The following is a 24,161-nucleotide window of genomic DNA, read 5'->3' on the forward strand; positions in this document are numbered from 1 at the left end:
CTTACCCTTTCTGTTTAGCCTGTTTGCCGTTCGGGCTGAAAAAGCCCTCCAGCACCACTAATGCAGCACCGATACAGATGCCGCAGTCAGCGATATTAAATGTAGCGAAGTGCCAGTTACCGACATAGAAATCGATAAAATCGACCACAAAGCCATGGTATGAGCGATCAAACAGATTGCCTGTCGCGCCGCCGATAATCAGGGCATACGCGATGTTAGCGATCTTCTGACTGGCATGATTACGATACATCATCACGACCAGTGAGATCACGATAGCCAGCGCAATACCGGCAAAGAACCAGCGCTGCCAGCCGCCTTTGTCCGCCAGGAAACTGAACGCCGCGCCGTAGTTGTGCGCGTAGAACAGGTTCAGGTAGGGCATCAGCGGCTGTGTTTCATGCAGCATCATGTTGTTCATCACCCACTGCTTGCTGGCGAAGTCGACAACAATCACCACCAGCACCAGCCACAGCCAGCGCAATCCGGTTGATAAAAGAGGTTTACGCATCAGGCAAATTCACGCTGTTCGCCGTCACCGGCTACGTTAGTGTAACAACGACCACAGACCTCAGCATGCTCAGGATTCTGTCCGACGTCGGTAGTGTAATGCCAGCAGCGCTGACATTTCTCGCCTTCCGCCTTGTGCAGCGCGATTTTCAGACCTTTCAGCAGCTCACTTTGCTGCGCTTCGTCGTTCGCCAGTGCGTAATCCGCCACCTGTGCACCCGAGGTCAGCAGCACAAAGCGTAGCTCATTGCCCAGTGCCTGCAGTTTAGCGGCCAGTTCCGGATCGGCATACAGCGTGACCGTCGCTTCCAGTGCGCCACCGATACGTTTATCCGCACGCGCCTGCTCGATCACTTTGTTCACTTCGCCACGCACTTTTAGCAGCTCAGCCCAGTAGGCGTCATTCAGCGCTTCATCTTCTGCCAGGCCAAACAGACCCTGATACCACTCTTCGGTGAAGACATACTGCGTACGTTCGCCTGGCAGATAGCCCCAGATCTCATCCGCTGTAAAGGACATGATCGGTGCCATCCAGCGCACCAGCGCTTCGACGATATGCCACAGCGCGGTCTGGCAGCTGCGACGCGCCAGGCCATCACCTTTCGCGGTGTACTGACGATCCTTGATGATGTCGAGATAGAAGCTGCCCATCTCAATTGAGCAGAACTGCATCAGACGCTGGATCACTTCGTGGAAATCGTAGTTCTCATAGGAGGCGACGATATCGGCCTGTGCCGCTTGTGCGCGACCGACGGCCCAGCGATCCACCACCACCATCTCTTCCGGTTTCACCAGATCGGTGGCCGGGTTGAAACCACTGAGGTTAGCCAGCAGGAAACGCGCGGTGTTACGGATACGACGATAGGCATCAGCAGAGCGCTTGAGGATCTCATCGGAGACCGCCATTTCGCCCGAGTAGTCGGTTGATGCCACCCACAGGCGCAGAATATCGGCGCCCAGTTTGTTCATCACATCCTGCGGCGCAACCGTGTTACCGATCGATTTCGACATCTTGCGGCCTTGGCCATCTACGGTGAAACCGTGTGTCAGTACCTGACGATAAGGCGCTTTGCCCTTCATCGCCGTGGAGATCATCAGCGAGGACATAAACCAGCCACGATGCTGATCGGACCCTTCCAGATAGAGGTCAGGCGCATGGCCACCAAATTCCGGACGCGCATCAACGACTGAATAGCTGGTTGAACCGGAGTCAAACCAGACATCCAGCGTATCCGGCACTTTAACGTAATGATCGGCATCGTCGCCCATCAGTTCGCGCGGGTCGAGATCCCACCAGGCCTGAATGCCTTCCTGCTCAACGCGCTTCGCCACTTTTTCCATCAGCGCCAGCGTGTCCGGGTGCAGCTCTTCGCTCTCTTTATGAACGAACAGGGCCATCGGTACGCCCCAGGTACGCTGACGAGAGATACACCAGTCAGGACGGTTCGCCACCATCGATTCGATACGCGCCTGGCCCCAGTCCGGGATCCACTGCACGCCTTTGATCTCCTTCAGCGACTGCGCACGCAATCCTTTTTGATCCATGCTGATGAACCATTGCGGCGTGGCGCGGAAGATGATTGGCGTTTTGTGGCGCCAGCAGTGCGGGTAGCTGTGCAGCAGTTTCTCAACGTGTAGCAGCGCGCCCTTCTCTTTCAGCAACTCAACGATCATGTCGTTGGCTTTAAAGACGTTGATGCCATCCAGCGTCGGATAGGTGCCTGACAGATAGCGGCCATCCGGTCCGACCGGATTAGCGGTTTCGATGCCATATTTCTGACCGATAACATAGTCATCCGGGCCGTGGCCAGGTGCCGTGTGGACTGCACCGGTACCCGCTTCCAGGGTCACGTGCTCGCCCAGCACGACCAGCGACTCAAGCGTCAGGAACGGATGCTGGAATTTCTGCAACTCCAGCGCTGCGCCTTTGCATTCGCCCAGAACCTGCCATTCGCTGACACCGGCGCGCTTCATCACGCTCTCGACCAGATCTTTTGCCAGGATCAGCGCGCGACCGTCGATCTGCAGCAGCTGATACTCAAATTCCGCGTTTAACGAGATGGCGCGGTTAGCCGGTAATGTCCACGGTGTCGTCGTCCAGATCACCAGTGAAATCGGGCCATTAACCTGTGCCACACCAAACGCCTGACGCACCGCGTCGGCATCAATGGCGTTGAACATCACGTCGATTGAAGGCGAAGTCTTGTCGTAATACTCCACTTCCGCTTCTGCCAGGGCAGAACGGCAATCCAGACACCAGTGCACGGGCTTCGCGCCTTTGTGCAGGTGGCCGTTGCCGATGATTTTACTCAGCGCACGAATGATGTTGGCTTCGGTACCGAAATCCATGGTCAGGTAAGGACGATCCCAGTCACCCAGCACGCCCAGACGGATAAAGTCCGCCTTCTGGCCTTCAACCTGTTCCGCGGCGTATTTGCGGCACGCTTCGCGGAATTCAGCAGCGGTGACTTTCTCGCCTGGCTTGCCGATCATCTGCTCAACTTTGTGTTCGATTGGCAGACCGTGACAGTCCCAGCCCGGCACATACGGCGAGTCATAACCCGCCATGCCTTTCGACTTAACGATAATGTCTTTCAGAATCTTGTTAACGGAGTGACCAATATGAATGCTGCCGTTCGCATACGGAGGGCCATCATGCAGGATAAAGGTTTTTTTCCCTTTTTTGGCTTCGCGGATGATGCCGTACAGATTGTCGGCATACCAGCGTTGCAACATTCCCGGTTCGCGTTTGGCCAGATCGCCACGCATCGGGAATCCCGTTTCCGGCAAATTCAGGGTAGATTTATAGTCACTCATCAGATTCTCGATTCCGTTTTTCGCTCAGGTTAAAGCAGCCCAAAGAACTGCCGGGCCGTTACCACATCGTTCGCAATTTGTTCTTTCAACGCCTCCAGTGAGGCAAAGCGCTGCTCGTTTCGTATTTTCTGTTTCAGCACCACATCAATGTGACGACCATAGAGATCCATATTGATGTCGAGCAGGTGAACTTCAAGCTGCTGGCGTAAACCTTTTACGGTCGGGCGGGTGCCGATATTGGCGACACCTGGCAGTGGCTCGGGCGTCAGACCCCGTACCTCCACCGCATAAACCCCTTTCACCGGCGAGACGCTGCGGCGTAAAGGGAGGTTCGCCGTGGGGAAACCCAGCGTGCGTCCCAGTGCATCACCGTGCACAACGCGGCCGGAAATAGTGAAAGGGTGACCTAGCAGTGACTGCGCCAGCGCTAAATCATCCACGGCCAGCGCCTGACGCACGGCAGTACTGCTGATTCGCTTACCGCCATCACAGAAGGTTTCGGTGCTGACGACTTCAAAACCATACTCCGCACCGGCTTTCTGTAATAACAGGAAATCCCCCTGGCGACCAGCGCCGAAACGGAAATCATCGCCTACCGCAAGGTACTTTACGTCCAGCTTTTCGACTAACAGGTCACTGATAAAACGCTGTGCGGACAAGGCCGCAAAGCGACGGTCGAACCGCACGCACAACACTTTATCGACGCCGGCTTCCGCCATGTACCGCAGTTTTTCACGCAGACGCGTCAGACGAGCCGGCGCTTTGTCACCGGCAAACAGCTCCAGCGGCTGCGGCTCGAAAACCATGACCACCACCGGCAGATTACGCTTACGCCCCTCTTCACACAGTCGCGACATCAGCGCCTGATGCCCACGGTGTACGCCATCGAAATTACCAATGGTCAGAACGCAGCCGCGATGCTGCTCGTTAAGATTATGAATACCGCGGATAAACTTCATGGCTGGCCCAAACCGGTGGAAATCGGCGGATTATACCCTTGAAAGCGGCTCAGGTTAACCCGTCAGCACGCCTTTCATGCTTTAGGCGCTGCATTTCCTGTTGCAGAAGCGCATGTTAAGAATTTTGTCGCGAAATACTGTATTCAGCGAGGGGAAGCTGGTAGAATCCTGCGCCATCAAATACGTAACCGAGTGCCGCTCTCAGGGCGACGCTTATTTGCACAAATCCATTGACAAAATCAGGTTAGAAGGGCATAGTCCTCGGCCTTTGATTTGTCTCTATAGAACACATTTGGGAGTTGTACCTTGGCTAATATCAAATCAGCTAAGAAACGCGCCGTAACATCTGAGAAACGCCGTAAGCATAACGCTAGCCGCCGCTCTATGATGCGTACCTTCGTTAAGAAAGTATACGCGGCGATCGCTTCAGGCGACAAAGCTGCTGCGCAGAACGCATTCAATGAAATGCAACCACTCGTGGACCGTCAGGCTGCTAAAGGTCTGATCCACAAGAACAAAGCTGCACGTTATAAGTCTAACCTGACTGCACAGATCAACAAACTGGCTTAATCGCCTGTTGTTAATCGCTTTGTTAAAAAAGCCGGCGCTTACGCCGGTTTTTTTTCGTCTGTAACCTGGCGGGGAAAGAGTCCGCTGAAGTCTGCGTGACAGATTCGCTGCACCGCCGGATGCTGAATCATCCGCTCCGCGAAGATAATATGGTACTCCTCTAACACCGAGTCGAGCCGCCCGACCTCTGTAATCTCGTCACGCTGCCGGCCTTCCTGCTGATCCAGCGCGGGGGCGACAAAGATCGCATGATGCTGCGCGCCAAAGGCTTTCATCAAAGCCGCATCATCAAACTCGCCAAGGATATCAACCTGCAGTCCCTGGCTGCTGATCCAGTTAAGAATTTTGCGGCCCAGCATGGAGCGGCGTCCGGGGAGCAGCAGTGGGCGCGTCTCCAGACAAGCGGGAAAAGGCTGCTCCGGCAGCGGCTGGGTTGACCAGAAGCTTACCGGACATTCACCCAGCTTCGCGGAAAAGAGCCCCTCCTGCTGTGTAGAGTCGATAGAGCAGTCAGAGATAATCATATCCAGCTTATGCTGACTGAGTTGCTCCAGCAGCATTTCGTGGGTTGATTCAAAACAGCGCAGATGGATTTTCTCCTCTGCGACCACCGCCGTCTCCAGCACCTTGCTGACCAGTTGCTTAGAGAGCGCATCTGCCACGCCAACATCCAGCAACAGATGGGACTCTTTGCGGTAATTCACAATATCCAGCATCTCCTGGCCCAGCATAAACATGCGGTCAGCGTAGCGGAAAACCAGCTGTCCCAGTTCGGTTGGAACCAGACCCCGTCCCTGACGCCGAAAAAGCTTACCCTGCAGGCGCTCCTCAAGTGCCTTAATCTGCCCGGTAATCGTCTGGGGCGTCAGGGAGAGTGCCTCTGCTGCGCCAACGACTGAACCGCTTTTACAGACCTGCCAGAAGTAATAGAGATGATTGAAGTTGAGCTGATTCATTGAAAAAAGGAGGCTTTCGCCTCCTCTCCATTAACGCATTTTAATTCGCAGCAGGGTATAGCCGATGACGGCTGAAAGCAGAGAGCCGGTCAGAATGCCCAGTTTAGAAAAGGTCACCAGCTGTTCATGCGCTGCATCAAAGGCCAGCGAACTGATAAAAATTGACATAGTGAAGCCAATTCCACACAGCACACCAATCGCCATAATATCCCGTATGGTTGTACCGTTGGGTAATACTGCCAGCCGCAATTTTACCGCCAGCCAGCAGAACAGAGTAATGCCCAATGGCTTACCGATTAACAGACCGAGGATAATGCCTGACGGTTCAGGCGAGAGGACATCACTCAGTGTAATGCCAGCCAGTGAGATACCGGCATTGGCAAAGGCAAACAGCGGCAGAATCAACCAGTTCACCCACGGCATCAGACCATGCGCCAGATGTTCCGCTGGGGAGTGCCCCTCTCTCTTTTCCAGAGGCACGAAGAAGCCCACAATGACGCCTGCCAGGGTTGCGTGGACACCCGACTTCAGCACGGCGGTCCAGAGCACGATACCCACCAGTATGTAGATTGAGATTTTACGGACGTTAAAGCGGTTCAGGAGCGCCAGCACGACAATTGCGCCAGCAGCCACACACAGGGAGAGCACTGAGAGGTCACTGGTATAAAACAGAGCAATAATAACAATGGCCCCAAGGTCATCAATAATTGCCAGTGCCATCAGAAAGACTTTTAGCGCAACGGGAACACGGCTGCCCAGCAGAGCCAGCACGCCCAGCGCAAAAGCGATATCGGTTGCGGTAGGAATGGCCCAGCCGTTGCGTGCAATCTCATCGCCATGGTTGAAAAACAGGAAGATCAGCGCGGGCAACGCCATGCCGCCTATTGCAGCGATGACGGGGAAGATAGCCTTGTCACGGCTGGCAAGTTCACCGACCATCAACTCACGCTTTACTTCCAGGCCAATAACCAGAAAGAAAAGCGCCATCAGCGCATCGTTGATCCACAACAGCAAATTTTTGCTGATATCCAGTGCCCCGAAGCGTATTTGCACGGGTTCATTCAGCAACGCCTGGTAACCCTGAGCGGTAGCGGCCGTATTGGCGAGGATCATCGCCGCGACCGCCGCCATAATCAACATCACGCCATTGCTGGCATCACTTTCAATAAAACTTTTTAGCAGATTCTTTAATTTGCGCGGCTTGTTCAACGTTCATCTTCCTGAGCAGAGACAGAATGTTAAACAGTGTAACGGTTCATATAGTTCGTTAAAAGCAGCTTATCCCGCACTATATACTCGGTTTTGCCGAGCAGTGGCAGCGGTAAACGTCGACTTTTTTTGGGTGCTGCGGTGACGGACAGATAATGCAGCCATTACAGGCAGGGGATTGAAAACAAAAAAGCGGAGCCGGGGCTCCGCTTTTTATCAGGCAGACTAACGAGTCAGGTCATCAAAGAATTTTTTCACGCCGTCGAAAAAGCTCTTGGAGCGCGGACTGTTGTGCTCGCCGCTCGGGCCGCCAAAACTCTCTTCCAGTTCACGCAACAGCGCTTTCTGTTTCTCATTCAGGCTGACCGGTGTTTCCACCACGACACGACACAGCAGATCGCCTACCGCGCCGCCACGCACAGATTTCACACCACGCCCGCGCATGCGGAACAGCTTGCCGGTCTGAGTTTCTGACGGTACTTTCAGCTTCACACGACCATCCAGAGTCGGTACTTCAATCTCACCGCCCAGCGCTGCCATCGCAAAGTTGATCGGCACTTCACAGTAGAGATTGTTCTCTTCACGCTCGAAGATCGGATGTTTCTTCACCGAGACCTGAACGTAGAGATCGCCTGCTGGTGCGCCCTGCTCACCCGCTTCGCCTTCACCGCTCAGACGAATACGATCGCCGGTGTCGACCCCTGCCGGGATTTTCACTGACAGCGTTTTTGACTTCTCAACGCGGCCATGACCATGACAGGCGTTGCACGGATCTTTAATCACCGAGCCGCGACCATGACAGGTCGGACAGGCCTGCTGAACAGTGAAGAAGCCCTGGCGCATCTGCACCTGGCCTGCACCGTGACAGGTTGAACAGGTTTGTGGCTGCGTTCCCGCTTTCGCGCCGCTGCCGTGGCAGACATCACACTCTTCCAGCGTTGGAATGCGGATCTCTTTGGTCACGCCGCGTACCGCTTCTTCCAGCGACAGCTCCATGTTGTAGCGTAAATCGGCGCCACGGGATGCGCGCTGACGGCGTCCACCACCAAAGATGTCACCGAACACGTCGCCAAAGATATCGCTGAAGTCTGCGCCGCCGCCACCAAAGCCGCCGCCGCCGAATCCACCGCCACCCATGCCGCCCTGTTCAAAGGCTGCATGGCCATACTGATCGTAGGCCGCACGCTTCTGCGCATCGGTCAGGATTTCGTACGCTTCCTTGACCTCTTTGAATTTAGCTTCGGCTTCTTTATCACCGGGATTGCGATCCGGGTGAAATTTCATTGCCAGGCGTTTGTAAGCCTTTTTGATTTCACGCTCGTCCGCGGATTTGGCGACGCCTAAAATCTCGTAGTAATCACTCTTCGCCATGTTTATTTAGCCCTTAACATGATCGCACGGGCGTGGAGAGATCTCCTACGCCCGTGCTGGTTTCAACGGCTGTCAGGCCAACCGTCGCGCCCGGTCAGGGGCAATTATTTCTTGTTGTCTTTCACTTCTTCGAATTCAGCATCGACAACGTCGTCATCTTTCTTCGCTGACGCGTCACCGGCATCCGCTGCACCCGCCTGAGACTGCTGGGCTGCTTCCATCAGTTTGCCGGACACTTCCATCAGCGCCTGCATTTTGGCGTCGATTTCCGCTTTGTCTTCGCCTCTCAGCGCAGTTTCCAGCGCGGCCAGAGCGGCTTCGATTGGCGCTTTGTCATCAGCTGACAGTTTGTCGCCTGCTTCATCCAGCTGCTTACGCGTGCTGTGGGCAATCTGATCGCCCTGGTTACGCGTCTGTACCAGCTCTTCGAACTTACGGTCAGATTCAGCGTTCGCTTCCGCATCACGCACCATTTTCTGGATCTCTTCATCACTCAGACCTGAAGAGGCTTTGATGGTGATTTTCTGCTCTTTACCGCTGTTCTTATCTTTCGCCGACACGTGCAGGATACCATCCGCATCGATGTCGAAGGTCACTTCGATCTGCGGCAGACCGCGTGGCGCGTTCTGGATACCATCGAGGTTGAACTGGCCCAGTGACTTGTTGTCATTGGCGCGCTTACGCTCACCCTGCAGCACGTGAATGGTCACGGCTGACTGGTTATCTTCAGCAGTCGAGAAGACCTGGCTGTGCTTGGTTGGGATGGTGGTGTTCTTGCTGATCAGCGAAGTCATCACGCCACCCATGGTTTCGATACCCAGTGACAGCGGGGTAACGTCCAGCAGCAGCACGTCTTTCACGTCGCCACCCAGCACACCACCCTGAACCGCAGCGCCGACCGCGACCGCTTCGTCCGGGTTCACGTCTTTACGTGGCTCTTTACCGAAGAACTCAGTCACTTTGGCCTGAACCAGTGGCATACGAGTCTGACCACCCACCAGGATAACGTCGTTGATGTCTGAAACAGACAGACCGGCATCCTGCAGCGCAACTTTCAGTGGCGCGATTGAGCGAGCAACCAGATCTTCAACCAGTGACTCCAGTTTAGAGCGGGTCACTTTGATGTTCAGGTGTTTAGGACCGGTCGCATCTGCCGTAATGTATGGCAGGTTAACGTCGGTCTGCTGTGCAGAAGAAAGTTCGATTTTCGCTTTCTCTGCCGCTTCTTTCAGACGCTGCATCGCCAGTGGATCGTTGTGCAGATCGATGCCCTGGTCTTTCTTAAATTCAGCAACCAGATAGTTAATCAGGCGGCTATCGAAGTCTTCACCACCCAGGTGGGTGTCACCGTTGGTCGCCAGAACTTCAAAGGTTTTTTCGCCGTCAACTTCGTCGATCTCAATGATTGAGATATCGAAGGTACCGCCACCCAGGTCATAAACCGCGATGGTGCGGTTGCCCTGACCTTTATCCAGACCGTATGCCAGTGCAGCAGCAGTCGGTTCGTTAATGATACGTTTGACTTCCAGACCCGCGATACGGCCGGCGTCTTTGGTCGCCTGACGCTGCGCATCGTTGAAGTAAGCCGGTACGGTGATCACGGCTTCAGTCACTGGCTCACCGAGGTAATCTTCGGCGGTCTTTTTCATTTTCTTCAGCACTTCAGCAGAGATCTGCGGTGGTGCCATTCTCTGACCTTTCACTTCCAGCCATGCGTCGCCGTTGTCAGCGCCGGTGATTTTGTACGGCATGATTTTAATATCACGCTGCACTTCTTCGTCCTGGAAGCGACGACCGATCAGACGCTTAATTGCGAACAGGGTATTCTGCGGGTTGGTCACTGCCTGACGTTTAGCCGGTTGACCGACCAGAATTTCGCCATCCTGTGTATACGCAATAATTGAAGGCGTGGTGCGATCGCCCTCGGCATTTTCCAGCACGCGTGCTTTAGTGCCATCCATGATCGCAACACAAGAGTTGGTTGTACCCAGGTCAATACCAATAATCTTACCCATCTAAACATCTCCCACTTAAATTCGTTGCCAATTTGGGTTGTGAACCTTTTATGTGGGCGGGTTGTTTGCATTCAACTGCCAGCACATGCTTTTTTTCCAACGTTCACAACACTCGATGACAAGTAAATGGGGCCGCTTCGATGCGCATCAAGGGCTAAACCAAAAAAAAATTTTTACCTTTGGCCCTGTCGGGATCAAAGAACGCTGCCACAGCGCTGAATATGATGCGTCGCCTTGTTCCCCTCAGGGAGCAGGACGGAATCCGTTTATTACATCAACGATCATCTTACTGCCGAGGAACTATGGCAAATTCAACGCTGGCTAACCCTGCCTCGCTGGGATTAATGGGATTTGGCATGACGACCATTTTGCTGAACCTGCATAACACGGGCTTGTTTCCCATGGACGTGACGATTTTAGCGATGGGCATTTTTTATGGCGGGATTGCGCAGGTGCTGGCCGGTCTGCTGGAGTTTAAAAAGAACAACACGTTTGGGCTGACCGCCTTTACCTCTTACGGCATGTTCTGGTTAAGCTTTGTGGCGATCCTGCTGTTACCTGAAATAGGTCTGGCGAAAGCGCCAGACGAACGTTTCCTGGGGGCCTGGCTGGCACTGTGGGGCATTTTCACGCTGTTTATGTTCGTCGGTACGCTCAAAGGTGCGCGGATGCTGCAGTTTGTTTTCGGCTCGCTCACGCTGCTGTTTCTGCTGCTGGCCGTGGCCCATCTTATGCACCTGCCGGCGCTGGTGGTGTCCGCGGGCTGGGTCGGCATACTCTGTGGTGCCAGCGCCTGCTATCTGGCGATGGGTGAAGTGCTGAACGAAACCTTTGGCCGCACTATTCTGCCGATTGGCGCGAAAGCGCTTTAAGCCTGCTTTACGCATAATCAAGACGCGGAGCCTGGCTCCGCGTCTCCGCATTACAAAGAGTTAACCCCCTGCTGCAGTCCCGGCTCGTGGCTGACATCACGCCGCAGCCAGATCCCCGTCAACAACCCCACCAGCGCCAGCGCCATCACATACCAGCAGGGTGCCATCACTGAGACGTTCATCAGCAGCGACACAAAGATGGGTGTCAGCCCGCCAAAGATCGCATAGGAGAGGTTGTAGGAAAATGAGAGGCCGGTAAAACGCACTTCTGCCGGAAAGGCGCGCACCATCACAAAGGGCACCACGCCGACAATACCGACGCTGAGACCCGCCACGCCATAAAGCAGGAAGAGCTGCTGTGGATAGAGGGCGGTCAGGTGATAAAACTGCCAGCTACAGATCGCCAGCAGCAGGCTGCCGACACACAGCGTACGACTGGCACCAAAGCGATCGGCAGCGAGCCCGGCAATAATGCAGCCAATGCAGAGCATCACGGTGGCGATGCTGTTGGCCTGCAGGGTCAGCGCGGGCGCGATGCCCTGCTGTTTTTGCAGCCAGACCGGCGACATCAGGATCACCACCACAATGCAGGCGGAGAGCAGCCAGGTCAGCAGCATAGAGACGACAATCGACTTTTTATGCTCTGTCAGCACGGTCTTCAGCGGCAGAGTTTCAGCCAGCGCTTTACGCTGCTGCATCTCAATAAACACCGGCGTCTCATGCAGCCAGCGCCGGAGGAACATCGCAACCAGCCCGAACACGCCGCCGAGGAAGAATGGGATGCGCCAGCCGCCATCATGGATCGCCTGCTGCGACATTGAGGTATTGATCAGCGTGGCCACCAGCGAACCCAGTAAAATGCCGATGGTCAGCCCGGCCGTCAGCGTGCCACAGGCGATGCCGATACGTTTATAGGGCACGTGTTCCGCGACAAACACCCAGGCGCCCGGCACTTCACCGCCAATCGCCGCGCCCTGTAACATCCGCATCAGCAGCATCAGTAGTGGCGCAGCTATACCAATCGTCTGCCAGGTGGGTAAAGCGCCCATCATCAGGGTCGGCAGCGCCATCAGCAGAATGCTCAGGCTGAACATTTTTTTGCGTCCGAGCTTATCGCCAAAATGCGCCATCACGATGCCGCCCAGCGGACGTGCCAGATAGCCTGCGGCAAAAATGGCAAACGTCTGCAGCTGACGCAGCCATTCCGGGATATCCGAAGGGAAAAAGAGTTCGCCAATCACGGTGGCGAAGAAAACGAAGATGATGAAGTCGTAGAATTCCAGCGCGCCGCCCAGCGCAGCCAGCGCCAGGGTCTTGTAATCCTTACCGGTCAGACGCTGAGTGTGAGTCGGATTCATAATATTCCAGAGGCAAAAGAGACAAGTTTGTAAAGATACCCTTACTATACCGTCAATCTTTTGCCACACCAGCAAGCCTATAGCTTATGCCTGAAATGGGGAATATTTAGTTATTTATCTCACGTATCGCGCTTTTAGGCCGAAATGCTGCTACTACGCTGGAATGCGTTTCGACGTAAGGCCCTTCCAGCAACTGTAAACAATAAGGTACAGACGCGAAGATGCCGTGAACTTTTACGTTGCCCTGCTCATCCTTCAACCCTTCCAGCGTCTCTTTGATCGACTTCGGCTGACCGGGCAGATTGAGGATCAGCGACTGTTTGCGGATGCCCCCCACCTGACGCGACAGAATCGCGGTCGGCACGAACTGCAGGCTGATCTGGCGCATCTGCTCACCAAAACCGGGCATTTCACGATCGGCAACGGCTAAGGTGGCATCGGGCGTGACATCGCGTCGGGCCGGACCGGTGCCGCCGGTGGTTAACACCAGATGGCAAAAACGTTCATCGACCAGTTCGCAAATCGCCTGCTCAATCATCGGCTGCTCGTCGGGCACCAGTCGGGACTCAATCTCAAACGGGCTGCTGATTGCGCTGCCGAGCCAGCTCTCCAGCGCGGGAATACCCTGATCCTGATAAATGCCGTTCGCGGCGCGATCGGAGACCGAGATCAGGCCAATGCGTAATGTATTCATGATGAGCTTCGCTGTGATTTACCGCGGTGCGGTTGGAGTAAAAGGGGAATAGCCGAGAGGATAATATAAAGTGAAAGGATCGGAAAAGAGAAAACCGTGGCAGCCTGCGCCGCCACGGTCAACGTATTACAGCAGTTCTGCCAGCATCTTCTCAAGTTTGCCCTGATCAACGGCAAAATTGCGGATACCTTCTGCCAGCTTCGCAACCGCCATGGGATCCTGGTTGTGCTGCCACAGGAACTCAGACTCGGTCATGCGGGCCGGACGCGCTTTCACTTCGCCGCTGTAGCTCAGTTTACGCTCCAGGGTGCCTTCGCTCTCCGCCAGCTCTTTCAGCAGCGCAGGAGAAATGGTCAGACGGTCACAGCCAGCCAGCTCGATGATTTCGCCGACGTTACGGAAGCTGGCGCCCATCACCACGGTTTCATAGCCGTGCTGCTTGTAGTAGTTGTAGATTTCAGAAACTGAAACCACGCCTGGATCTTCGTGCGCGGCATACTCTTTCTTGTCAGTATTGGCTTTGTACCAGTCGAGGATACGGCCAACAAACGGAGAGATCAGGAACACGCCCGCTTCGGCACAGGCACGCGCCTGAGCAAAGGAGAACAGCAGCGTCAGGTTACAGTTGATACCCTCTTTTTCCAGCTGCTCTGCAGCACGGATGCCCTGCCAGGTAGAGGCCAGTTTGATCAGGATGCGGTCGTTGCTGATACCGGCATCATTGTAGAGTTTGATCAGGCTGCGGGCTTTGGCGATGCTGCCTTCAGTGTCGTAAGAGAGACGCGCATCCACTTCCGTCGAGATGCGGCCTGGGATCAGTTTGAGAATTTCCAGACCAATGTTCACGGCCAGCTTGTCAGAAACCAGCTGCAGCTGCTCTTCTTTGTTGCTGCTCTGCTCACGCGCCCAGCCGATCGCTTCATCGATCAGTTTACGGTATTCAGGAATTTGCGCGGCGTTGAGAATCAGAGAAGGGTTGGTGGTGGCGTCTTGCGGCTGGTACAGCTTCATGGCTGCAATATCACCGGTGTCGGCTACTACGGTGGTGAGCTGACGCAGGGAGGTAAGTTTGTCCGTCATGTTCTTTTCTCTTAGTTAACTGTCAGTGTGAAAAAAGGCTGTTGCGATAATATCACGCGGCAACGGTGGCGCAAGGTCAGGGAATGCCGTTTACGATAGCGGGAACAAATAGGTGTGATTCGTCATTCTTTGCGGCTTTTTTGATACACTGCGAAGCCTGATAAGCAGCCAATGCCCTGTTAAACCAGGCATTAACCGAGGAAGCAACTATGTTGATGGTGATCTCTCCCGCCAAGACGCTGGATTATGAAAGCCCGCTGGCGACAACGCGTTTCACCCAGCCTGCGCTGTTAGAAAAGTCACAACAGCTGATTGAAATTGCGCGCGAGCTGTCACCCGCCAGCATCGCCTCGTTAATGGGCATCAGCGACAAACTGGCGCACCTGAATGCCGAGCGTTTTAACAGCTGGCAGCCCGATTTTTCCCCTCAGAATGCCCGTCAGGCAATTCTGGCGTTTAAAGGCGATGTCTACACCGGTTTACAGGCAGAGACCTTCAGCGATCAGGATTTCGATTTTGCTCAGCAGCATCTGCGCATGTTATCGGGCCTGTATGGCGTGCTGCGTCCACTCGATTTAATGCAGCCTTACCGTCTGGAGATGGGCATTCGCCTGGCGAATCCGGCGGGCAAAGATCTCTACACCTTCTGGGGCGATCTCATCACTGAAACGCTGAATACCGCGCTGGCGGAACAGGGTGATGAGGTGCTGATCAACCTCGCCTCGGACGAATATTTCCGGGCGGTTAAGCCGAAGACGCTGCAGGCACAGATGATTAAGCCGGTGTTCCTCGATGAGAAAAATGGCAGTTACAAAGTGATTAGCTTCTATGCCAAAAAGGCGCGTGGATTAATGAGTCGCTATGTGATTCAGCAGCGCCTGACAAAGCCGGAGCAGCTTAAGGCGTTTGATCTGGATGGCTATCGTTTTGACGCGGCCAGCAGCAGCGAGAGCGAGCTGGTCTTTAAGCGCGCAGAGCAGTAACCCCCCGCGCGCACTCTGCTTTCCACAAACAGGCTTCCCGCAATCGGGAAGCCTTTCACCGGTTTAGTTCAGCAGGAACGCCCGCAGCGAGGCGAAATCACCCTTCATCTGATGCGACAGCAGCGGCAGGTCGGCGCGCTCCGCTAACTCCGGCGGCAGCGTCAGGGTCTGTTCAAGGATCGCTTCCACGCTTTCGCGGAATTTCGCCGGATGCGCGGTTCCCAGGAACACACCATACTCCCCTTCCTGCAGCTGATCGCGCAGCAGACGCCAGGCGATGGCGGCATGTGGCTCGGAAATGTAGCCCATCTCAGCCAGTTCACGCATGGCGGCGCGCGTGGTCTCATCCGAGACCGCACCACAGGCCAGATCGGTTAAGCGCCAGGTTTTACGGCGGAACAGCTCTTCCACACGCGGCCAGTTGTTAGGCTGGCTGACATCCATCGCGTTCGACAGCGTAGAGACCGTCTGATTGGGCTGCCACTCGCCGTTGCCGAGGAAGCGCGGCACTGTATCGTTAGCGTTGGTGGCAGCAATAAAGCGTTTGATCGGCAGGCCCAGCGATTTCGCCAGCAGACCGGCGGTCAAATCACCAAAGTTGCCGCTCGGCACTGACACCACCAGCTGATTACGTTTTTCCTGAGGCAGCTGTGCGACCGCTTCAAAGTAGTAGCAGATTTGTGCCAGCAGGCGGCTGATGTTGATGGAGTTAGCCGAGTTCAGGCCAATCGCCCGCTTCAGCTCTTCATCATCAAACGCCTGTTTCACCAGCGACTGGCAGGCATCGAAATCGCCGTCGATAGCGATGGTTTCGATGTTGCCGCCCAGGGTACAGAAGAGTTTCTCCTGCAGCGGACTGATTTTGCCCTGCGGATAGAGGATCACCACGCGCACGTTCTTCATGCCGTAAAAGGCGTGCGCCACGGCCGCACCGGTATCACCGGAGGTCGCGGTCAGAATGGTGATCTGCTCATCTGAGCCTGAAAAATACGACAGCATCTGCGCCATAAAACGGCCGCCGAAATCTTTAAACGCCAGCGTCGGGCCGTGGAACAGCTCCAGACAGGCAACATCTTCGCTGACGGCTTTCACCGGGGCCGGAAAGGCAAAAGCGGCTTTAACACGCTCATGCAGCTGCTGGGCCGGAATCTCGTCACCAATGAAAGCCGAGAGGATTTTGCTGCTGCGGCTGACAAAATCCATCTCCAGCATCGCGTCGATGTCGGTCAGTTCAAACTCCGGCAGTTCCAGCGGAAAGAACAGACCCTGCTGCGAACCCAGACCCTGTTTCACCGCCTGGGCGAAGCTGACCTGCTCGTTGTGATCCTTAAGATTGTAGAGTTTCATGCGTTATCCCAATTGTCGTGCGCCAGCCGTATCGAGACGGCAGATATGGACGAAGCCTTCATCATTCTGCAGATAGTGCTGGCTCAGCCAGTCAGCCATCCGCTGTGCCGTTTCCATTTGATTGCAAACGGCGAAAAGTGTCGGACCAGAGCCTGAGATACCGCACGCCAGTGCGCCAATATCTTTCGCGGCCTGCCGCGCCTCGGTGAAGCCTGGCAGCAGCCGGGTCCGGTAAGGTTCGGCAATCACATCCTGCATAAGTTTAGCTGCCAGCTCCGGCTGACGCGTATGGCAGGCGTGAATGAAGCCGGCCAGCAAGCGGCCATGCCGGATACAGTCCTCTTTGCGGTACTGCGCCGGTAAAATGGCGCGCGCTTCTGCGGTCGAAACTTTAATGCCCGGATAGGCCATCACCCACAGCCAGTCATCAAAGCCCGGCACCGCCTGGCTGATGATGTCATTTTCCTGCAGCATCAGCTGAATGCCACCGAGGAAGCAGGGGGCGACATTATCATAGTGCACGCTGCCGGAGATCCGCCCTTCCAGCTCGCCCATCAGGGTCAGTAACGTGCTGTCGCTGAGTGGCTTGCCGCAAAACTCGTTCATCGCCATTAAACCGGCCACCACCGAACAGGCGCTGGAACCCAGCCCGGAGCCGATGGGCATATTCTTCTCCAGCGTCATCGCCACCGGGATTGCTTTGCCGATTTCCTCGCAGAAACGCTGCCAGCACTGGTAAACAATATTCTCTTTGGGATCGGCGGGCAGCTTACTGACAAAACGTCCGGCGTTGGTCAGTGAAAACTGCTCTGCCGCTTCCACGGAGACGCAGTCACCCAGCAGGGAGCCATCTACCGGCGAAACCGCCGCGCCCAGCACATCGAAGCCGACGCTGACGTTACCAATCGAGGCCGGTGCGTAAATTTTTACCATGATTAAACTCCCAACTTCCATGACAGCGTCCGCAGCAGGTCGGCAAAAACACCGGCCGCTGTGACATCATTTCCTGCACCGTATCCGCGCAGCACCAGCGGAATCGGTTGATAGTAGCGGCTGTAAAACGCCAGCGCATTCTCGCCGTTTTTCACTTTATAGAGTGGATCGTTGCCGTCGACGGCGTCGATCTTCACTTTGCAGATGCCACCTTCTTCAATCACGCCAACGTAGCGCAATACTTTGCCCTCATCCTGCGCCTGCGCAACCCGGGCGGCAAAGGCGTTATCCAGCTCGGGCAGACGCTGCATAAACTGCTCAATGTCCTGGATTTCGGTCAGGCTGTCGGGCAACAGCGGCTCAATCTCAATGTCGCTCAGCTCCAGCTGATGACCCGCTTCACGGGCCAGGATCAGCAGCTTACGCGCCACATCGGTGCCGGAAAGGTCGTCACGCGGATCGGGCTCGGTGAAGCCCATTTCACGCGCCATCGTTGTCGCCTGCGACAGTGACATTCCGTCATCCAGCTGGCCGAAGATGTAGGACAGCGAGCCAGAGAGGATGCCGGAGAAGCGCAGCAGCTCATCACCGGCATTCATCAGATTCTGCAGGTTTTCGATCACCGGCAGTCCGGCACCGACGTTGGTATCATAAAGGAATTTACGCCGCGATTTGGCAGCGGCGGCGCGCATCTGCTGATAGTAATTCCAGGATGAGGTGTTGGCCTTTTTGTTTGGCGTCACCACATGGAAACCTTCGCTGAGAAAATCAGCATACTGATCGGCGACCGCCTGGCTGGAGGTACAATCCACAATCACCGGATTGAGCAGGTGATACTCTTTCACCAGACGGGTCAGGCGACCGAGATTGAACGGCTCTTTCGCTTCGCCTAATGCCGCCTGCCAGTTGCTTAAATCAATGCCGTGGACGTGAGTTAACAGCGCACGAGAGTTCGCGATGCCGCAGACGCGCAGGTCGATATGCTTTTTCTTCAGCCACGCCTGCTGGCGATGTAACTGATCCAGCAGCGCGCCGCCGACGCCGCCGACGCCGACCACAAACACTTCGATTACCTGATCGGTGGCGAACAGCATCTGATGCACCACGCGAACCCCGGTGATCACTTCATCATTGTTCACCACCACCGAGATTGAACGCTCGGAGGAGCCCTGAGCAATCGCCACGATATTGATATTGGCGCGCGCCAGCGCCGAGAAGAATTTGGCTGAAATGCCGCGCAGCGTGCGCATGCCATCGCCGACCACCGAAATCACCGCCAGGTTTTCAATGATATCCAGCGGATCCAGCAGGCCATCTTTCAGCTCCAGATAGAACTCCTCCTCCAGCACCTGACGCGCCCGCGCCAGCTCGCTCTGCGGCACGCAGAAACTGATGCTGTATTCGGAAGAGGATTGGGTGATCAGTACTACCGAGATGCCGGTGCGCGACATCGCCGCAAAGACTCTGGCCGCCATCCCGACCATCCCTTTCATGCCTGGACCGGAGACGTTGACCATCGCCATATTATTCAGGTTAGTGATGCCTTTTACCGGGTTCTCATCCTGTTCGCCTTCTGCTCCAATCAGGGTGCCGGGTGCCTGCGGATTGGCCGTGTTTTTGATCAGGCAAGGGATCTGGAACTGGGCAATGGGCGCGATGGTGCGGGGATGCAGCACTTTGGCGCCGAAATAGGAGAGCTCCATCGCCTCCTGATAGGACATCGACTTCAGCAGGCGCGCATCCGGCACCTGACGTGGATCGCAGGTATAGACGCCATCCACATCAGTCCAGATTTCACAGCAGTCGGCGCGCAGACAGGCAGCCAGCACCGCCGCTGAATAGTCTGAGCCGTTACGCCCCAGAACCACCAGCTCGCCACGCTCGTTGCCCGCCGTAAAGCCCGCCATCAGGATCATGTTCTGCGATGGAATCTGACTCGCCTCAATGCGGCGGGTTGATTCGGCGATATCGACAGTGGATTCAAGGTAGTGGCCGACTGCCAGTAATTTCTCCACCGGATCGATCACGCTAACCTCATGGCCGCGCGCCAGCAGCAGCGCTTCCATGATCGCAATCGAGAGTTTTTCACCGCGGCAGATAATCGCCGCGTTGACGCTGTCCGGGCACTGACCCAGCAGGCTGATACCGTGCAGGACCTGCTTCAGCTGCGCAAACTCCAGGTCAACGCGGGTTTTCAGTCGATCGTACTCAAAGCCCGGCTGCGCGTCAGCCAGTCCCCGCAACAGCTCGCTGAAGATGCGTTCGGCGTCGCTGATATTCGGCAAAGCATCCTGACCACTGATGGTTTTTTCGATCATCGCCACCAGATGGTTAGTGATCTTTGCTGGCGCAGAGAGCACGGTTGCAACCTGTCCTTGTTGCGCATTACTTTCCAGAATGTCAGCGACGCGAAGAAACCGCTCCGCATTCGCTACCGAGGTCCCGCCGAATTTCAGCACTCGCATAATATAAACTCTCCTGAATTTAAGCCGAAAAAAAAGCCCGCACTGTTTAGGTGCGGGCTTATTTTCTGTTTTTCCTGTATGCGTCAGCCCGCACCGTTACCTGTGGTAATGGTGGTGGTAATAATTGTGGTGTTCAGGCTGATTTTACGCATTTAGATTTATTTTCTGTCTGTTTTTGTCTGTCCGTCTTGCTTCCAGAAGTAAAGCAAAGCGCACATTAAGTCAACCCGATTTGTCCGGCGGACAGATTTCCACCACTGCGCACAGCCACCGGTGAAACCGTAAAACGCTGTTCGATCGTTTGCGATGCAGAAATTCTCTGCGATCTGCTGCTTTAAAATCAGCTTTTTGCCGAGGATTTATCTGTGAGTTTTTTTTCAATATCGTGCAGCAGGCGATGCAGCATCGCACTGTCGCGCTGTTCCAGCAGACCCACCCGCTGATCGATCCAGTCTGACAGCTTCTCATCATCGCTGACTTCCAGTTGCGCCAGCAGCTGATGGAAACGCTGACGCAGCGCCTGCAACTGCTGCCCATCCGCGACGGAGGCTTTGGGTGCCTCAACCTGGTTCAGCTTCGACAGCTGATAGCAGTAGACCATTACCGCCTGACCGAGATTGAGTGAAGGATAGTCATTCGCCATCGGGATGCCGGTCAGCAGGTCTACCTGCTCCAGCTCCTCGTTGGTCAGCCCGCTATCTTCGCGGCCAAACACCAGCGCCATACTGTTTACCCACTGGCGTTTCTCCAGCAGTTGCGTTTCAACCTGCTCCGGCGTGGCGTAATAACGAAACTTAGCCCGGCTGCGTGCGGTGGTCGCGACCGAAAAATCGATATCCGCTAACGCGTCGGCCAGGGTTGCAAAGGTCTGAATATTATCGAGGATCTCGCCAGCACCGTGCGCCACCCGGCGCGCTGCGGGATCCTGCCAGGCATCACTGGCAACGATACGCAGCTGGCTGAACCCCATGGTTTTCATGGCACGCGCCGCAGCGCCGATATTTTCTGGCCGCGCGGGCGAGACGAGAATCAGGGGAAAAAGCATATTTATTCCATTGGTCCATTAACATAACGCCATATTAACATGGCTGTTAATGATTCAGTCGCCAGAGGGTAATAAGAAAATTGGGTGTTAACGATGTTAAAACCACTTAAAAGTGATGGCCTGAATCTTTTTATCACTGAAACCACCCTTATTAAAGAAAACATTATTAATCCATTTAACTTCAAAGAGATAGAATGTGATTTCCGGCGGGTTTTATTTTGGCCTTACTGCGTAAAAAATGTAACGAAAATGATGCTTTTTGTGAGCTAAACAGGCAATCTGCGAGAAGTTTTTCACAAAAGTGTTAACGTGCTACAATTGCATTTGATATAAGTCAACGAAGCGTTGTTTTTATGCTTATCGGTTGTAGTTGGTGCTGTTAGGTTGCTGTTAATACAGTTAGGATATGCGCCATTATCATTAACGCCCGGGGCATGCAATTTTCATCCTGACTGGCTGAGCTAATACTGTTGTTGACGTTGATAGATGGCTTATCAAAATATGATTTCGCACAACGGTTCAGCGCGGCCCGCCGCTCTCGATGATGGAGAACGCCATACCGCTGTACGCCCTGTTTTCAATTTGTTGGCAAATTTTAGGTAGCTAAACATGCAGACCCCGCACATTCTTATCGTTGAAGACGAACTGGTCACGCGTAATACCCTCAAGAGTATTTTTGAGGCGGAAGGTTATGTGGTGTATGAGGCGACTGATGGTGCTGAAATGCATCAGGTGCTGACCGACAATGACGTTAACCTGGTCATTATGGACATCAACCTGCCCGGTAAAAATGGCCTGTTGCTGGCCCGTGAACTGCGTGAGCAGGCCAATGTCGCCCTGATGTTTCTGACCGGCCGTGACAACGAAGTCGATAAAATTCTTGGTCTGGAAATTGGCGCTGACGACTACATCACCAAACCGTTTAATCCGCGTGAGCTGACTATTCGTGCCCGCAACCTGCTGTCGCGCACCATGAATCTGGCCATGCCAGGCGAAGAGCGTCGTCAGGTGGAGAGCTACAAGTTCAACGGTTGGGAGCTGGATATCAACAGCCGCTCACTGATCAACCCGAACGGCGAGCACTACAAACTGCCACGCAGTGAGTTCCGCGCCATGCTGCACTTCTGCGAAAACCCGGGCAAAATTCAGACCCGTGCCGATCTGCTGAAAAAAATGACCGGCCGCGACCTCAAGCCACACGATCGCACCGTCGATGTCACCATCCGTCGTATTCGTAAGCATTTCGAATCAACGCCGGACACGCCAGAGATCATCGCCACCATTCATGGTGAAGGTTATCGCTTCTGCGGCGACCTGCAGGATTAAGCTCCTTTCAGACGCGGCAAATTAAAAACGCCCCTGCGGGCGTTTTTTTTGTCCTTAGTGTGACGGCATAATCAGTGCCACGGCATAATCGGCACGGCGCTGATCGCATTTTTCGGTGAGCCATCAACCACTTTATCGGAATAGGTCAGATAGACCAGGGCGTTGCGCTTTTTGTCGAAGAAGCGTACAACCTGCAGCTTCTTGAAGATCAATGAGGTGCGCTGGCGGAATACCACTTCACCCTCTGCTTTGCCCTGCGCGATTTTATCACTCAGTTCGACCGGCCCCACCTGCTGACAGGAAATCGCGGCATCAGAGGTATCTTCTGCCAGACCCAGTCCGCCTTTAATACCCCCGGTTTTCGCCCGGCTGATATAACAGGTTACATTTTTAACGTCCGGGTCATCGAAAGCCTCAACGACAATCTTGTGGTCAGGCCCGAATATCTTGAATACCGTATCAACAGAGCCAATCTGTTCGGCAAACAGCGGGCTGGAAAAGGTCAGCGTGGTCAGCGCAGCGATCATAAGTCGGAATATTGTCATGGAGTTACCATTGCAAATGGAATAGATGAGAATGTAATGTACTGTTAATCGAGTTAATGACCAAACCAAAACGGGTTTAAGCCCGTACTGATTTAGCACAATCTTCCCCGGAAAACGGCCCACGTCTTTTGAGCAATGAGTGCTAATATTCTTCGAATGCGTTTAGCTGCACCACCAGAGTATGAGGATGTTTTATGGACCAAGCCGGTATCATTCGCGATTTGCTTGTCTGGCTGGAGAGCCATCTGGATCAACCCCTTTCACTGGACAATGTTGCCCAGAAAGCCGGTTACTCTAAATGGCATTTACAGAGGATGTTTAAAGACGTAACCGGACACGCAATAGGTGCCTATATTCGTGCGCGTCGTCTGTCTAAAGCCGCCGTGGCGCTGCGCCTGACCAGCCGCCCGATTCTGGACATCGCACTGCAGTATCGCTTTGATTCACAACAGACTTTTACTCGCGCATTTAAAAAACAGTTTGCTCAGACACCAGCGTGGTATCGCCGCTCTTCCGAATGGAACTCGTTCGGTATCCGTCCCCCTATTCGGCTGGACGATGAGACGCAGCCGGAACCGGCTTACGTCACCCTGCCGGAAACGGTGCTGGTGGGACAAACCCAAAGTTACACCTGTATTCTGGAGCAGATTTCCAGCTACCGCGACGAGATGCGTATGCACTTCTGGAAGCAGTTCCTGCTGGAAACCGACACGGTGCCGCCGGTGCTGTATGGCCTGCATCAGGTGCGAGCCAGCCAGGAAAAAGATGACGAGCAGGAGATCCTCTACACCACGGCGGTGCCTGCTGACAGCGCGGTCAACCTGCATTCTGGCCAGAGCGTGATTCTGGAAGCGGGCGACTACGTGCAGTTCACCTATACCGGCCCGCGCGTTAATCTGCAGGAGTTCATTCTGTTGCTCTATGGTACCTGCATGCCAACGCTGGGGCTGACTCGTCGTCAGGGACAGGACATCGAACGCTTTTATACCGATGGCGGTAAAAAACGCGCTGAGCCACCGACCGAGATCCGTTGCGAATATCTGATTCCCATTCGCCGCCAGACCGTAGCCAGCTGACGTTAAGGCTGCCGTCATCGCGACGGCAGCCTT

General features: G+C 54.7%; 21 protein-coding genes and 1 other annotated feature. Of the genes, 5 read left to right on the forward strand and 16 right to left on the reverse strand.

Annotated elements, in window-relative coordinates:
* Window position 1: 1 nt before the first annotated feature.
* Genes lspA through ribF form a run of 3 tightly spaced genes read right to left on the reverse strand, consistent with a single transcriptional unit; the run spans window position 2 to window position 4,283 of the window.
* On the reverse strand, window positions 2–508 hold the full coding sequence (gene lspA / locus AC0T7J_RS18565; RefSeq protein WP_473795708.1) for a signal peptidase II: 507 nt from the start codon (window positions 506–508) through the stop codon (window positions 2–4).
* On the reverse strand, window positions 508–3,324 hold the full coding sequence (gene ileS, locus AC0T7J_RS18570) for an isoleucine--tRNA ligase (RefSeq protein ID WP_473795709.1): 2,817 nt from the start codon (window positions 3,322–3,324) through the stop codon (window positions 508–510). The genes lspA and ileS overlap by 1 nt, the downstream gene beginning before the upstream one ends.
* A gap of 29 nt (window positions 3,325–3,353) precedes the next feature.
* Entirely contained in the window at window positions 3,354–4,283 is a 930-nt protein-coding gene (ribF, locus tag AC0T7J_RS18575; RefSeq protein WP_010253714.1) for a bifunctional riboflavin kinase/FAD synthetase, read from the reverse strand.
* A gap of 306 nt (window positions 4,284–4,589) precedes the next feature.
* Here ribF and rpsT point away from each other — a divergent pair, with 306 nt between their 5' ends.
* Window positions 4,590–4,853 carry a 30S ribosomal protein S20 gene (gene rpsT / locus AC0T7J_RS18580; protein ID WP_008925553.1) on the forward strand — a complete coding sequence of 88 codons (264 nt, stop codon included), beginning with the start codon at window positions 4,590–4,592 and terminating at the stop codon, window positions 4,851–4,853.
* A gap of 38 nt (window positions 4,854–4,891) precedes the next feature.
* Here the strand turns inward: rpsT and nhaR are convergent, their stop codons facing one another.
* The 4 genes from nhaR to dnaK all read right to left on the reverse strand — a co-directional run bounded on the left by nhaR (window position 4,892) and on the right by dnaK (window position 10,404).
* Complete coding sequence (gene nhaR, locus AC0T7J_RS18585) at window positions 4,892–5,809, reverse strand: transcriptional activator NhaR (protein ID WP_473795710.1); 918 nt, start codon at window positions 5,807–5,809, stop codon at window positions 4,892–4,894.
* 30 nt (window positions 5,810–5,839) lie between these two features.
* Window positions 5,840–7,018 carry a Na+/H+ antiporter NhaA gene (gene nhaA, locus AC0T7J_RS18590; protein ID WP_473795711.1) on the reverse strand — a complete coding sequence of 393 codons (1,179 nt, stop codon included), beginning with the start codon at window positions 7,016–7,018 and terminating at the stop codon, window positions 5,840–5,842.
* 225 nt (window positions 7,019–7,243) lie between these two features.
* Complete coding sequence (gene dnaJ / locus AC0T7J_RS18595; protein ID WP_135910149.1) at window positions 7,244–8,389, reverse strand: molecular chaperone DnaJ; 1,146 nt, start codon at window positions 8,387–8,389, stop codon at window positions 7,244–7,246.
* A 104-nt stretch (window positions 8,390–8,493) separates the two neighbouring features.
* Entirely contained in the window at window positions 8,494–10,404 is a 1,911-nt protein-coding gene (gene dnaK, locus AC0T7J_RS18600; protein ID WP_031593939.1) for a molecular chaperone DnaK, read from the reverse strand.
* Between the two features lie 302 nt (window positions 10,405–10,706).
* Here dnaK and satP point away from each other — a divergent pair, with 302 nt between their 5' ends.
* Window positions 10,707–11,276 carry an acetate uptake transporter gene (gene satP, locus AC0T7J_RS18605; RefSeq protein ID WP_473795712.1) on the forward strand — a complete coding sequence of 190 codons (570 nt, stop codon included), beginning with the start codon at window positions 10,707–10,709 and terminating at the stop codon, window positions 11,274–11,276.
* Between the two features lie 50 nt (window positions 11,277–11,326).
* On the opposite strand, the gene AC0T7J_RS18610 is transcribed toward satP, so the two are convergent.
* The 3 genes from AC0T7J_RS18610 to tal all read right to left on the reverse strand — a co-directional run bounded on the left by AC0T7J_RS18610 (window position 11,327) and on the right by tal (window position 14,408).
* Window positions 11,327–12,634, reverse strand: a complete 1,308-nt coding sequence (locus AC0T7J_RS18610) for an MFS transporter (RefSeq protein WP_473795713.1) — start codon at window positions 12,632–12,634, stop codon at window positions 11,327–11,329.
* A 106-nt stretch (window positions 12,635–12,740) separates the two neighbouring features.
* Window positions 12,741–13,328: a molybdopterin adenylyltransferase gene (mog, locus tag AC0T7J_RS18615; protein WP_473795715.1), complete on the reverse strand. Its 588-nt coding sequence runs from the start codon at window positions 13,326–13,328 to the stop codon at window positions 12,741–12,743.
* 126 nt (window positions 13,329–13,454) lie between these two features.
* The gene (tal, locus tag AC0T7J_RS18620) at window positions 13,455–14,408 is read right to left on the reverse strand and encodes a transaldolase (protein WP_013356716.1); all 954 of its coding nucleotides are present in this window, start codon (window positions 14,406–14,408) and stop codon (window positions 13,455–13,457) included.
* Between the two features lie 209 nt (window positions 14,409–14,617).
* Here tal and yaaA point away from each other — a divergent pair, with 209 nt between their 5' ends.
* A complete protein-coding gene (gene yaaA, locus AC0T7J_RS18625; RefSeq protein WP_473795717.1) occupies window positions 14,618–15,391 on the forward strand; it encodes a peroxide stress protein YaaA in 774 nt (257 codons plus the stop codon).
* 63 nt (window positions 15,392–15,454) lie between these two features.
* Here yaaA and thrC read toward each other — a convergent pair whose 3' ends face one another.
* The 5 genes from thrC to AC0T7J_RS18650 all read right to left on the reverse strand — a co-directional run bounded on the left by thrC (window position 15,455) and on the right by AC0T7J_RS18650 (window position 21,181).
* Window positions 15,455–16,738, reverse strand: coding sequence for a threonine synthase (thrC, locus tag AC0T7J_RS18630; protein ID WP_473795719.1), 1,284 nt, complete (start codon window positions 16,736–16,738; stop codon window positions 15,455–15,457).
* A gap of 3 nt (window positions 16,739–16,741) precedes the next feature.
* Window positions 16,742–17,671, reverse strand: a complete 930-nt coding sequence (gene thrB / locus AC0T7J_RS18635; RefSeq protein ID WP_473795721.1) for a homoserine kinase — start codon at window positions 17,669–17,671, stop codon at window positions 16,742–16,744.
* A gap of 2 nt (window positions 17,672–17,673) precedes the next feature.
* Window positions 17,674–20,136 carry a bifunctional aspartate kinase/homoserine dehydrogenase I gene (gene thrA, locus AC0T7J_RS18640; protein WP_473795722.1) on the reverse strand — a complete coding sequence of 821 codons (2,463 nt, stop codon included), beginning with the start codon at window positions 20,134–20,136 and terminating at the stop codon, window positions 17,674–17,676.
* Window positions 20,137–20,162: 26 nt separating this feature from the next.
* Window positions 20,163–20,281: a sequence feature (Thr leader region), on the reverse strand.
* A complete protein-coding gene (gene thrL, locus AC0T7J_RS18645; protein ID WP_071591720.1) occupies window positions 20,220–20,288 on the reverse strand; it encodes a thr operon leader peptide in 69 nt (22 codons plus the stop codon). Its footprint overlaps the feature before it by 62 nt.
* Window positions 20,289–20,476: 188 nt before the next feature.
* A complete protein-coding gene (locus tag AC0T7J_RS18650; protein ID WP_473795723.1) occupies window positions 20,477–21,181 on the reverse strand; it encodes a tRNA/rRNA methyltransferase in 705 nt (234 codons plus the stop codon).
* A 609-nt stretch (window positions 21,182–21,790) separates the two neighbouring features.
* Between AC0T7J_RS18650 and arcA the strand changes: the two genes are divergently transcribed.
* Window positions 21,791–22,507 (forward strand): two-component system response regulator ArcA, encoded by a 717-nt coding sequence (gene arcA, locus AC0T7J_RS18655; RefSeq protein ID WP_010253677.1) that lies wholly within the window; start codon window positions 21,791–21,793, stop codon window positions 22,505–22,507.
* Between the two features lie 71 nt (window positions 22,508–22,578).
* Here the strand turns inward: arcA and creA are convergent, their stop codons facing one another.
* The gene (gene creA / locus AC0T7J_RS18660) at window positions 22,579–23,052 is read right to left on the reverse strand and encodes a protein CreA (RefSeq protein ID WP_010253671.1); all 474 of its coding nucleotides are present in this window, start codon (window positions 23,050–23,052) and stop codon (window positions 22,579–22,581) included.
* Window positions 23,053–23,246: 194 nt separating this feature from the next.
* On the opposite strand from creA, the gene robA reads away from it, so the two are divergent.
* Window positions 23,247–24,128, forward strand: a complete 882-nt coding sequence (gene robA, locus AC0T7J_RS18665) for an MDR efflux pump AcrAB transcriptional activator RobA (RefSeq protein ID WP_031594485.1) — start codon at window positions 23,247–23,249, stop codon at window positions 24,126–24,128.
* Window positions 24,129–24,161 lie beyond the last annotated feature (33 nt).

This window comes from Pantoea sp. E956-1 (assembly GCF_982223955.1).

Bases quoted from the DNA above. Each gene is read 5' to 3' on its own strand.
- lspA (WP_473795708.1), bottom strand. From the start codon at position 508: ATGCGTAAACCTCTTTTATCAACCGGATTGCGCTGGCTGTGGCTGGTG.
- ileS (WP_473795709.1), bottom strand. From the start codon at position 3,324: ATGAGTGACTATAAATCTACCCTGAATTTGCCGGAAACGGGATTCCCG.
- ribF (WP_010253714.1), bottom strand. From the start codon at position 4,283: ATGAAGTTTATCCGCGGTATTCATAATCTTAACGAGCAGCATCGCGGC.
- nhaR (WP_473795710.1), bottom strand. From the start codon at position 5,809: ATGAATCAGCTCAACTTCAATCATCTCTATTACTTCTGGCAGGTCTGT.
- dnaJ (WP_135910149.1), bottom strand. From the start codon at position 8,389: ATGGCGAAGAGTGATTACTACGAGATTTTAGGCGTCGCCAAATCCGCG.
- dnaK (WP_031593939.1), bottom strand. From the start codon at position 10,404: ATGGGTAAGATTATTGGTATTGACCTGGGTACAACCAACTCTTGTGTT.
- satP (WP_473795712.1), top strand. From the start codon at position 10,707: ATGGCAAATTCAACGCTGGCTAACCCTGCCTCGCTGGGATTAATGGGA.
- AC0T7J_RS18610 (WP_473795713.1), bottom strand. From the start codon at position 12,634: ATGAATCCGACTCACACTCAGCGTCTGACCGGTAAGGATTACAAGACC.
- mog (WP_473795715.1), bottom strand. From the start codon at position 13,328: ATGAATACATTACGCATTGGCCTGATCTCGGTCTCCGATCGCGCCGCG.
- tal (WP_013356716.1), bottom strand. From the start codon at position 14,408: ATGACGGACAAACTTACCTCCCTGCGTCAGCTCACCACCGTAGTAGCC.
- yaaA (WP_473795717.1), top strand. From the start codon at position 14,618: ATGTTGATGGTGATCTCTCCCGCCAAGACGCTGGATTATGAAAGCCCG.
- thrC (WP_473795719.1), bottom strand. From the start codon at position 16,738: ATGAAACTCTACAATCTTAAGGATCACAACGAGCAGGTCAGCTTCGCC.
- thrB (WP_473795721.1), bottom strand. From the start codon at position 17,671: ATGGTAAAAATTTACGCACCGGCCTCGATTGGTAACGTCAGCGTCGGC.
- thrA (WP_473795722.1), bottom strand. From the start codon at position 20,136: ATGCGAGTGCTGAAATTCGGCGGGACCTCGGTAGCGAATGCGGAGCGG.
- AC0T7J_RS18650 (WP_473795723.1), bottom strand. From the start codon at position 21,181: ATGCTTTTTCCCCTGATTCTCGTCTCGCCCGCGCGGCCAGAAAATATC.
- arcA (WP_010253677.1), top strand. From the start codon at position 21,791: ATGCAGACCCCGCACATTCTTATCGTTGAAGACGAACTGGTCACGCGT.
- creA (WP_010253671.1), bottom strand. From the start codon at position 23,052: ATGACAATATTCCGACTTATGATCGCTGCGCTGACCACGCTGACCTTT.
- robA (WP_031594485.1), top strand. From the start codon at position 23,247: ATGGACCAAGCCGGTATCATTCGCGATTTGCTTGTCTGGCTGGAGAGC.